The 12,062-nt window shown below is 46.6% G+C and carries 6 protein-coding genes; 5 read left to right on the forward strand and 1 reads right to left on the reverse strand.

Annotated features, from left to right (window positions below; genetic code table 11):
• Positions 1 to 26 precede the first annotated feature (26 nt).
• From PREBIDRAFT_RS11200 to PREBIDRAFT_RS08260, 4 genes are all read left to right on the forward strand, one after another.
• Positions 27 to 539, forward strand: a complete 513-nt coding sequence (locus tag PREBIDRAFT_RS11200) for an isoprenylcysteine carboxyl methyltransferase family protein (protein ID WP_004338308.1) — start codon at positions 27 to 29, stop codon at positions 537 to 539.
• Positions 540 to 971: 432 nt separating this feature from the next.
• Positions 972 to 2,375, forward strand: a complete 1,404-nt coding sequence (locus tag PREBIDRAFT_RS08250; RefSeq protein WP_004338306.1) for a DUF4099 domain-containing protein — start codon at positions 972 to 974, stop codon at positions 2,373 to 2,375.
• A 21-nt stretch (positions 2,376 to 2,396) separates the two neighbouring features.
• Complete coding sequence (locus PREBIDRAFT_RS08255) at positions 2,397 to 4,481, forward strand: type IA DNA topoisomerase (protein WP_004338303.1); 2,085 nt, start codon at positions 2,397 to 2,399, stop codon at positions 4,479 to 4,481.
• Between the two features lie 93 nt (positions 4,482 to 4,574).
• Positions 4,575 to 10,793, forward strand: coding sequence for a helicase-related protein (locus PREBIDRAFT_RS08260; RefSeq protein ID WP_004338297.1), 6,219 nt, complete (start codon positions 4,575 to 4,577; stop codon positions 10,791 to 10,793).
• A 41-nt stretch (positions 10,794 to 10,834) separates the two neighbouring features.
• Here PREBIDRAFT_RS08260 and PREBIDRAFT_RS08265 read toward each other — a convergent pair whose 3' ends face one another.
• Complete coding sequence (locus tag PREBIDRAFT_RS08265; RefSeq protein WP_004339690.1) at positions 10,835 to 11,686, reverse strand: Abi family protein; 852 nt, start codon at positions 11,684 to 11,686, stop codon at positions 10,835 to 10,837.
• A gap of 30 nt (positions 11,687 to 11,716) precedes the next feature.
• On the opposite strand from PREBIDRAFT_RS08265, the gene PREBIDRAFT_RS08270 reads away from it, so the two are divergent.
• The gene (locus PREBIDRAFT_RS08270; protein WP_004339691.1) at positions 11,717 to 12,061 is read left to right on the forward strand and encodes an ISAon1 family transposase N-terminal region protein; all 345 of its coding nucleotides are present in this window, start codon (positions 11,717 to 11,719) and stop codon (positions 12,059 to 12,061) included.
• Position 12,062: the final 1 nt, after the last annotated feature.

Below are 12,062 nucleotides of genomic sequence, written 5' to 3' on the forward strand. Positions count from 1 at the left end.
TAAACATCATAAAACATATTACAGTCATGCTATATGCAATTATCATCTTCGCAAGTTTCTTTGTATTACGCTTGTTCTCCCTCGCTTTCTCAATAAGGAACGAGAAACGTCTCATCAAATGTGGAGCTACACAGTACGGAAAACGCAACTCCCTACTGCTGACGCTTGCCCATATAGCCTACTACTTTGGTGCCCTCTATGAGGGATATACCAGCAATATGGAGTTTGACAGGACCTCTGTCATCGGCGTGGCAGTCATGGCATTCGCCTACATCATGCTGTTTTACGTCATCTACAAGCTGAGTGACGTTTGGACAGTGAAACTCTACATCGTACCCAACCATCGCATCAATCGTAGTTTCTTGTTTCGTACGGTGCGACACCCAAACTATTTCCTCAACATCATACCAGAACTGATAGGTGTGGCGCTACTCTGCCATGCTTGGACAACGTTATGCGTAGGTCTGCCCCTCTACGGCTACCTGCTAATAGTTCGCATCCGTCAAGAGGAAAGAGCCATGCGACACCTGCTATCGTAACGATCGTGACCGACGTCGATAAACTTTATAAAATACTACCTATCATCAGGATAACTTTTATAAACAGGACAGCAATCACAGACAGCCGTGAGGCATCAAGGGGGGAGGAGTTTTTCTTTTCAGAAAAAACTCCCCCCCTGTGTGTTTCATCCAATATTCTTCCAGATGTCGTCACTCACGACGCTGACCGACGTCGGTCACGGTTATTGGTAGCTGACATTCGAGCTGCAAACCAAAAAACTTATCGTTGATGTGCTTTCTCATCCATAGACTTTCTCTTGTAGGGGAAGTTTTTTTTTGTTGGTACATCAAATCTTCCTCTCATTTTGTTTCCCACTTTTTCCCACTATTTCCTCACAGTGTGAACGTTTGGTTTTATCCGTTTAATTTTGCCAATATATAACATTATATATTCATCAAAATGTAATATTTATGGAACCAAACAACAATGACAACTATGTGCTGGTCTTGGAAGACCGCACGGAAGTGAAGAATGAGCAAGAAGCGGGAAAAATCTCCGTAGTATCGGGTATCGACGACAAGGGCAACCTCAAGACCACAGAGGCTGCCGCTGCCAATCAGGCTGCGTTCTTGAAATTCAACAACAAGGACGGACTTCTAAAGAACTTCATGTCCAATTTCCTCAAACAGTTCAATAACCCGACTCGTTTCGGACTGTACAAGGTTTTGGCAAACAATGTAGAACAAGGTGTGGACAATCTTCGCACCATGTTGCAAAGTCGTGAAAAGCCAGAAAGCAAACAGCAACTGACAGAGATTGGAGTATCCTTTGACGATTATCTGCCGAAAAAGAAGAACGCCACAGCCATTGATGAGTCGAAGATTGATTGGAAGCAACTTGGTGACCTCGGTCTTACCCGTGAACGACTGGAACAAAGTGGAGAGTTAGAAAAGATGCTTTCTTGGCAGAAGAGTAACCTTATTACTATTGCCGTACCTATTGGTGACACGACCATCTACACCGAAGCACGTCTTGCATTCCGCACGGATGATAATGGCAATGTCGGCTTGGCTATCCACCCGTTACGCAAGGAGCCACAGCTCGACTTCCCCTATATGGGTTACAAGTTCTCTCCCGAAGAAAAGGAGCAACTCCTTGCTACGGGCAACCTTGGCAAGACAATCGAAGTAACGCCCAAGAACGGCAATCCTTTTTCTGCCTATGTCTCCATCGATCCACAGACCAACGAAATTGTTGCCTTACGTGCCGACCGTGTGAACATTCCCAAGGAGATCAAGGGTGTAACGCTCTCTGATGTCCAGTACAAAGATCTTGTGGAAGGCAAAGCCGTGAAAGTGGAGGGTATGACCGCCAAGAGCGGCAAGTCTTTCAACGCCACCCTGCAGGTTAATGCCGAGCGAAAAGGCATTGAGTTCATCTTTGACAATAACCGTGGTTTTAAGGAACGCCAGCAGCAGACACAGCAGCAAGGTGTCCCACATAAGCTTTGCGGTTTAGAGTTATCAGATAAACAGCGTGAAGCATTGGATAGCGGTCGTACACTATATCTAAAGAATATGGTGGACAAACAGGGACAATCATTCAATGCCTATGTTCGCATGGACAAGGAACAGAATCGCCCACGTTTTTACAAGTGGAATCCTGACAAAAAGCAAGAAACCGGCAAAGAAAAGGTGGTTGCCGTAGCAGAGGAACACAAGACACAGGTTGCGGTCAATAACCACGGCAAGACCAACGAAGCCACCAAAAATGTGAAAGAACCACTCAAAACGGGACAGACACAGCCTACTGCTGAGCAGAAGCAAAAGCAGGACGAGAACAAACAGAAGAAGTCCCGTGGACGTAAGATGTAACCTTTAATTCTATTATCAACTATGATTACTTGTATTATTGCCGAGAAACCCTCGGTAGCCAGAGATATAGCCCGTATCGTAGGGGCTAATACCAGACAAGACGGATATTTAGAAGGTAACGGCTATATGGTTACTTGGGCAATGGGACACCTCATTGCCCTTGCCATGCCCGAAGCCTACGGTTTTTCTGCCTATAAAGCTGAAGACCTGCCCATTCGTCCCAATCCATTTCAGTTAGTGGTACGACAAGTACGTAAGGATAAGGAGTATGTATCAGACCCAGCAGCACTAAAACAGCTCAAGGTGATACGCTCCAGCTTTGACAAAGCAGACCGCATCATCGTTGCTACCGATGCAGGACGTGAAGGTGAACTCATCTTCAGATACATCTATTCCTATCTCAATTGCCATAAGCCTTTCGACCGCTTGTGGATTTCCTCCCTCACCGATAAAGCCATCCGTGAGGGACTTTCCAACCTCAAACCAGGAAGCAGTTACGACAATCTCTATTATTCCGCCAAAGCAAGAAGCGAAGCCGACTGGTTGGTGGGTATCAATGCCAGCCGTGCATTGTCCATCGTCCGCAAAGGCGGCTATTCCTTGGGACGGGTACAAACCCCAGCTCTTGCTATGGTCTGCCGTCGGTACATAGAAAATCGTGATTTTTCTTCCGTCCCCTATTGGAAACTCTCCGTAGCAGCAGAGAAAGAGGGCGTATCGCTGAAAGCTGTGAGCAGTAGTGCATTTGACAATGAAGCCGATGCACAGTCCGCTCTCGCCATGCTTCGCGAACAGAGCCGGCTTACCGTGACTTCGGTCGCAAAAAAGGTGGGACATACGTCGCCACCCCTCTTGTTCGACCTTACCTCCCTACAGAAGGAAGCCAACCGAAAGCACGGCTTTTCAGCAGATAAGACCCTCTCAATCGCACAAAGCCTCTATGAGAAGAAAATCACGACCTATCCCCGCACCGGCAGTCGATACATCAGTGAAGACGTTTTCGAGGAAGTACCCACTTTACTTGGCAAGATAGGCACTGCACTTCCGACACCACTTAACCGCCACTCGGTGGACAACGGCAAGGTAACTGATCACCACGCCATTATCCCTACGGGTGAAACAACATCGGGACTATCGACAGATGAAACGACCATCTACCAAATGGTAGTCCATCGTTTCATCGAAGCCTTTTCTCCCGATTCAGAGGAGGAGAGGATGCAGGCGGAACTGACAGACGGTACAAACACCTACATTTGGAAGGCGTGCCGAAGTATCTCCTTGGGCTGGAAAGCCGTGCAGCATAGTACTGGCACGAACGATGAAAAAGGCAAAGAGGAAGAAGAACAGACTTTATCCGTATTGCCCAATCTAATAGAAAACGAGGTGTTACCACTGCTTTCTTCAGAAATTACCGAGCACAAGACCAAGCCCAAACCGCTCTATACAGAAGCGACTTTGCTTTCTGCTATGGAAAACGCAGGGAAAGAGGTCGCAGATGCAGAAAGTAAAAGAGCAATGGCAGAGTGCGGCATCGGTACACCAGCCACTCGTGCCAATATCATCGAGACATTGATTCTGCGAGACTATATCCGAAGAGAAAAGAAAACGGTAGTCCCGACAGAGAAAGGCTTGGCAGTCTATGAGATTGTCAAGGATAAACGAATTGCCAATGCAGAGATGACAGGCTCGTGGGAACTGACCCTTGCCGCCATCGAGGCTGGACAAATGCCACCCGAGAAGTTCGCACAAGGCATCAACTCCTATGTGGAGACGATTTGCGAGGAACTCCTTGCCCTTGCTCCACAGGTACAAAAGTCCTATCCCACCTACCACTGCCCCAAATGCAGCAATGAGAGTGTGGGCATCTATGCCAAAATTGCGAAATGCAGGCACGAGGGCTGCGACTTTCACATCTTCCGTGAAATCTGCGGCACGTTCCTTTCCGAGGACAATATCCGTGATTTGATAACTACCGGGCGAACGCCTATCCTCAAAGGCTTGACGAGCAAGGCAGGCAAGAAGTTCAACGCACGTCTTGTTTTGGGCGAAGACCACACCACCGCCTTTGAGTTTGAAGGAAAGAAAGGAAAAGCACGAGGGAGATAGTTACCACAGACTCAGAGATAAAACAAATTAGTTGGGAGATAGGAAAAATTATCTTCCGACTAATTTTTCCTCTCCATCTTAAACAGAAAAATTATGGCATACAATAAGAAAGCAGTCTTGGAGGGCAATACGGAAGCCATCCGTGTAATCCTCCGATTAGAAAAAGAACGACGTGAAGCCACCGAAGCCGAGAAAGTCCTGCTCAGAGGTTATCAAGGTTTCGGTGGTCTGAAATGCGTGTTGAACCGTTGTGATAATCCCGATGACCTCCGCTATTGGAGCGCATCGGAGCAAAACCTGTTCGCGCCTACCCAAAGGCTCAAACAGATGATTTACCGTGATGCCGTCGATGCCAGCACCGCCAAACGCTATTGGGAGAGTATCAAGGCAAGCGTACTGACCTCCTTCTATACCGACACCCGTATCGTCTCCGCCATTGCCGAAGCCCTTAGTGCTGCCGACGTGCAAGTAAGAAGGTGCTTAGACCCTTCAGCAGGTATGGGAGCCTTTACCGAAACCTTTGCCAAAAGTGCCGGTATGGTCGATGCGATGGAGAAAGACCTACTGACGGCGCGCATCACACAAGCCCTTCATCCTTACGGCAAGGATAATATCTTTGTTCGGCAAGAACCCTTTGAAGCCATCGGAGAACTGGAAGAAAAGGACAAGTACGACCTGATTACCAGCAACATCCCCTTTGGCGACTTTATGGTTTATGACCGTAGTTATAGCAAGGGAGAGAATATCCTTAAACGGGAATCCACCAGAACCATTCACAATTATTTCTTTGTAAAAGGGCTGGACACTATCAAGGAGGGCGGACTTCTTGCATTTATTACCTCGCAGGGTGTATTGGACAGCCCCAAGAATGAAGCCATCCGCCGTTACCTCTTGCAGAATAGCCGTCTTATCTCCGCCATCCGCCTACCTTCGGGTATGTTCTCCGAGAATGCAGGTACGGATGTGGGCAGCGACCTGATTGTCCTGCAAAAACAATCGGGCAAGGAAATTGGTGAGGGCATCGAACAGCAGTTTGTACAAACCGCCTCTGTTCCCAAAGGCGACGGCTTTTCTATTGCGTTTAACCATAACTCCCTCTTTGAGGGCGAATGGAAGGACATTTCCCACCGCACGATTGCCACAGAGCGCACGATGGGTACAGACCCTTATGGTAAGCCCGCTTGGGAATATACGTTTGACGGCAGTATCGAGGATATGGCTGACAGTCTGTGTACACAACTATCCTTGGAAGTGGAGCAGCGTTTCGACCGCAAGCTCTACGAAACCGGCATACCCATGACCGAGGAGGAATGGCAGGTACACGTGGACAAGATGGTGCAGAAAGTGCAAGGAGGTCTAAAAACAGAACAACCACCTCTGTTACAAGAATCCAAGGATAAGGAGGAAAAGAAAGAGGATAAGGAAGATGAAAAAGAAGAAGAAAATGCTTACAATTTGATGCCCGACAGCACTAAGAAGCAACTTCCCAAACTCTATGCAACAGAAAAGCAACTCATCGGCGACCGCACAGCATACGCTCGCTACTTTTTCCCTATGGGAGCCTATACCGCCTATATGCTGGAATACGACCCCAAGGAACGCATCGGCTTCGGAGCCGTTACGATGGGCTATGGTTGGGAACTTGGGTATATGTCCCTCAAAGAAATGGAGGAAGTCAAGATACACGGATTGGGTATAGAACGGGACTTATACTTCAAACCCACTAAATTGCACGAGATAGCAGAACTGGAAGAGATTGTCAGAGGACAATACACTAAAGAACCCATCATTGAGGAAATCAAGGATGAAAGCCGTCAGGAAGTGCAGAAACCTGTACAGGAAGACAATCAACCACAAGCAATGGTAGAACAAGTCGAGGAGGTTTTGAAAGTCGAAGAAGCTGCGCCAGTTTTACATACAGAGCCTGAAACCGAACCAGCCCCAGAAGGTGTCCCCGTAATTACCCTTCAAAGACAATACGAACAAGAAAGCCGTGAAATTCGCACAGACGTGGAAGCCCCACGCGAGATGAACGGTCAGACGGTATTCTTTGATGAAGACCATCATCCGATTATGGATAGCACCATAGAGACAGAAGCCATGGAACAGTTCTTGTTTGCCCCAGAGGAATATAGTCTTTGGACACAAGATGTAGCCCGTGTAAATAATGAAATCAAAGAGGCTGCTCAACAAAAGAAGGTCAGCGATAACCAACCACTTTCTGCGAGCAGGCAACCCAAGCCGGCAAGAAGCACGCCAAGCAGTTCCCGCAGAAGCAAGAAAACTGCATCTGCTCCCGTCAGAGAGCCCTCGCTCTTTGACTTTATGGAGGAAGCCGAACCTCGCAAGCCACAGCCCATAGCAGAGGTTAAGAAAGAGTTTGATGCTTCACCGCGTCCGTTCCTTTCTTCTCCCGACTCACATTTGCGTGACGGCTCGATAGTCGTACAGAATGGGCAGGTAGGTTTCCTGTCTGACTTGAAACGACATCCTACCTTCAACCCGATGGACTTACCCTTTGCTCAGCTCTCACGGCTGAAAGCATATATTGAGATTAGGGAGAGTTATCACCGACTCTATGATTATGAGGCGAACAACCAAGCGGAGGACAAGGAAGAGCGTGAGAAACTCAATCGGCTTTATGACGGCTATGTAGGTCGTTGGGGGTACTTCAACCAGAAGACAAACACCGATGTCATCAAGATGGATGCCACCGGAGTGGAAATGCTGTTCTTGGAACGCTCCGAGAACGGCAAGTACATCAAGGCGGACATCTTCGACCACCCGACGGCTTTTTCCACCTCCGAACTGTCCATAGCTTCAGACCCGATGGAGGCATTGGGCGCATCACTCAACAAATACGGCACGGTGGAGCTTGACTATATGAGTTCTTTGCTTCCCGATATGGAAGAGAGCGATATGCTTTCTGCTTTGGAAGGACGCATCTTCTACAATCCCGAAGAGGACAGCTATGAGGTAGCCGACAAGTTTATTTCTGGCAATGTGATTGAAAAGGCGGAGCGTATCGAGTCGTGGCTCTTGGATCATCCGGAGCATGAGGAAGCGAAACAGAGTCTGACTGCCCTGCGTGCCGCCACTCCCACGCCCATTCCCTTTGCTGATTTGGATTTCAACCTCGGTGAACGCTGGATACCCGCGAAAGTCTATGGCAAGTTCGCCTCGGAGTTCTTCGAGACGGACATCAGGGTGAGTTATCATTCTAATATGGACGAGTATGCCATTGGCTGCGACCAAAAGAACGGTAATATCTGGCACAAATATGCTGTACAAGGTGAGTTTAGACGCTATGACGGACTCAATTTATTGAAGCACGCACTTCACAATACCATTCCTGACATTAACAAAAGCAAGACCATACTTGATGCGGAGGGTAATGAGAAGACGATTAAGGTTCGTGACGGTCATGCCATACAGATGGCAAATGCCAAGATTGAGGAAATCAGACAAGGCTTTGTAGATTGGCTCGGACGGACACCCGACACGTTCAAGGAGCAGCTCTCTGACCGTTACAACCGCCTTTTTAACTGCTTTGTGCGTCCCAACTTCGACGGTACGCATCAGTCGTTTCCCGACCTCGACCTTAAAAGATTGGGCATACAAGACCTTTATAAGAGTCAGAAAGATGCCGTGTGGATGCTGAAGACCAATGGAGGTGGTATCTGCGACCACGAGGTCGGTGCAGGTAAGACGCTTATCATGTGTACAGCAGCCTACGAGATGAAGCGGTTGGGATTGGCTAACAAACCGATGATTATTGGACTCAAAGCAAATGTATTCGATATTGCCGACACTTTTCGCAAGGCTTATCCCAATGCCAAGATACTCTATCCGGGAAAGAATGACTTCAGCAAGCAGAATCGCCAACGCATCTTCAATGACATCAAGAATAATGATTGGGACTGCATTATCCTCACGCATGAGCAGTTCGGCATGATACCGCAAGCATTGGAGATACAAGAAGCGATTTTGCAGAAAGAAAAAGATTCTGTAGAAGATAATCTTGAAGTGCTCCGTATGCAGGGAGCGGACATCTCCCGTGCCATGCTCAAAGGCTTAGAAAAACGTAAGCAGACCTTGGAAGCCAAGTTACAGGACATTCAAGACAGCATTGCCGAGCGCAAGGACGATGCCGTGGACTTTAAGATGATGGGTATTGACCACCTTTTTGTAGATGAAAGCCACCAATTCAAGAACCTGATGTTCAATACTCGCCACGACAGAGTGTCGGGCTTGGGCAATCCGGATGGCTCACAGCGTGCGCTCAATATGCTCTTTGCCATTCGCACCATACAGGAGCGGTCAGGCAAGGACTTGGGAGCAACTTTTCTTTCGGGAACTACTATCAGTAATTCGCTAACAGAATTATATTTGCTCTTCAAATACTTGCGCCCGCAAGCCTTGGAGAAGCAGGGCATTAACAGTTTCGACGCATGGGCTGCGGTCTTTGCCAAGAAGTCCACTGACTATGAGTTTTCCATCACCAATGAGATTATTCAGAAGGAACGCTTCAGAACCTTTATTAAAGTGCCTGAACTTGCCTCGTTCTATGCGGAGATTTGCGATTTCCGCACAGCAAAGGATATAGGCATCGATCGTCCCGAAAAAAACGAGATACTCCATAACATTCCGCCGACACCTGAACAGGAGGAGTTTATCGGCAAGTTGATGGAGTTTGCCAAAAACGGTGATGCCACGCTTTTGGGGCGTGCGCCGTTGAGCGAGAGTGAGGAAAAGGCAAAGATGCTGATTGCAACTGATTACGCCCGCAAAATGAGCCTGGATCTACGCATGATAGACGAAAACGGGTACTCGGATCATATTGACAACAAGGCAAGCCATTGTGCAAAGCTACTTAATGACTACTATCAGAAGTATGATGCACAGAAGGGTACGCAGTTTGTGTTCTCTGACTTGGGTACTTACAAGCCCGGCGGAGACTTTAATATCTATTCTGAGGTGAAGCGTAAATTGGTAGAAGATTATCATATCCCGTCTTACGAGATACGCTTTATTCAGGAGTGCAAGAACGAGAAAGCCAAAAAAGCGATGGTAGAAGCGATGAATCGTGGAGACATCCGCATCATTTTCGGTTCTACTTCTATGCTTGGAACGGGTGTCAACGCCCAGCAGCGTGCGGTGGCGGTGCATCAACTTGATACACCCTGGCGACCCTCAGATTTGGAGCAGCGAAATGGTCGGGCAATTCGTAAAGGTAATATGGTTGCCAAAGAATTTGCTGACAACAAGGTCGATGTGATTATCTATGCCGTGGAGCGGTCGTTGGACAGTTATAAGTTCAACCTACTACATAACAAGCAATTGTTTATCAATCAGTTGAAGACCAACACGCTCGGTAGTCGTACCATTGACGAGGGATCGATGGACGAGGATAGCGGTATGAACTTTTCAGAGTATGTTGCCGTGCTATCTGGTAATACGGACTTGTTAGAGAAAGCCAAACTCGACAAGAAGATTGCCACGCTGGAATCAGAGCGTAAGAATTTCCTCCGTGAGCGTGATGCCGCAACGGGCAAGTTGGCGGAGATTGACAGCTCCGTGTCTTTCCATTCAGACAAGATCAAGGAAGCCAAGGCAGACTTGGCGTGCTTTGAGAAGCGTGTGGAGCGTGACAAAGAAGGTAATCCTATCAATAAACTTGTCATTAAAGGTGTGGAGGACAGTACCGACATAAAGGTCATCGCCGCCCGTCTGCATGAGATAGAGGAAAAGGCTCGTACCAAGAGCGAGTACAACAAGATTGGCGAGGTTTACGGCTTTTCCATCATGGTCAAGACGGAGAGCAGTTCAAAGGATCTGTTTGATTGCTCGATAAACCGCTTCTTTGTCAAGGGACAGGAGAGCATCTACTATACTTATAATAACGGTAAGTTAGCGGCAGACCCGAAACTTGCCTGCGAGAACTTCGTAAATGCCTTGGAGCGTATCCCTAAGGTGATAGAGTCGCATGAGAAGGAAATGGCAAAGGTCGTGACCAACAAAGACGTTTACACCAACATTGCCAACAGTTCTTGGAAGAAAGAGGACGAGCTTCGCTCACTCAAAGGTGAGGCAGCAGAACTTGACAGAAAAATTGCACTTACATTGAACGAACCAAATGAAGAAAATGAAAAATCAAACGAAAATGACCAACCCGAGTATTTAAGACAAAATAGTAGTAATAGCCCAAATACTAAAAAGGAAGAGGAGGGGGTAATTTATTCAAGTTCTATGAATAATAGAAACAAACAAGAAGAAAGTAAGGGATATATTGTAAAATCCAGACTGAGATAAATAGCGATGGTGTATCATAATTGATACACCATCGTATTATATTATTTCCACAAAGAGTATTCTCTCCATTTTTCAGGAAAGCCCATATCTTTCAAAACTACCAATTTGGGAGATTTGTCCAATAGGGTGAGCAAACTCTTTCTAAATGAGCTATCAGGACTGATTATTTGCTGCAAATACAAAATTACAGATAAGTAGGCAAACAACTTATTGTCCCTTATCGTTGCAGCTTCTTGCTTTGACAAGAAAGGATAATTCGTTCTATAAGGAAACTTCAAGGCTATTGTAAAGCGGCGATTCCATACACGACTATGATGGGCACAAGTATTGCGTAAAGACGATAAACCGTGCATCCAATTCTTCAAAATATCGACATTGTATAGTCCCAAATCTCTGCAGATTGTTTTACTAGAAGGATTATTCTTGTCCAAAGCAAAAAACAACTTACTCAATGTTCCCATAGAAACAACCTCTAAGGTCATCCACGCTGGCGGAAAAGCAGGTTCGCTATACTTTTGATAATAATGAGCTATAAATTCCTCATTACTTCGCTTGACCTCTTTCATTAAATCCCCTACAACAGGTTTATCATCTATAATCTCGTTGCGTGTCAATGCGATAAACTTATCGTGCTGAAAGTATAACTTATGATTGAGAAACCAAAAGGCGTCATTTTCATCAACGGAATAAGTTAAGGCGATTCTTGTTCTTAATGCCACCTCGATTTTTTCAATGGCATTGAAGATTAAAGAGCGTAAACGCCTATCAAAACAATAAAGGTCTATCACATCTTGAAAAGAAATGTCCTTTCTCAGAAATTCGTGATTAGCACCTTCCCCGTTATTTTGGGTCAGTCGTAAAACCCAGTTGCATCCCTCTCTCCTTATGCACATAATTTCATAAGTATTTGTTATCTTTGCATCATGAAGACCGAGCAATTGTTGCGTTGTATCTTTCCAGAGATACTCGCAGATTATTTTGATGTGATAGATATCCAAGAGAGTATTTCCCAGATAGACTTCTGGTTGGATGAGCGTAACTTTATGGAAGAAGCAGACCGCAAGGCTGGCACAGTAAGCAGTTACGGCTTTACCGCCGAACGGGTTGTCCATGACTTTCCCCTTCGTGGCAAGCCAGTTTACCTTCATGTCCGCCGTCGAAAATGGCGTGACAGTTCCACGGGTGAGATATTCAGTTATTCTTACGATGACCTGACGGCTGAGGGCAGCAAACTATCCCCTGAGTTCGTTTCTTTTTTAAAAGAATAGA

The organism is Prevotella bivia DSM 20514 (genome assembly GCF_000262545.1).
In the GTDB taxonomy this organism is placed as follows: Bacteria; Bacteroidota; Bacteroidia; order Bacteroidales; family Bacteroidaceae; genus Prevotella; species Prevotella bivia.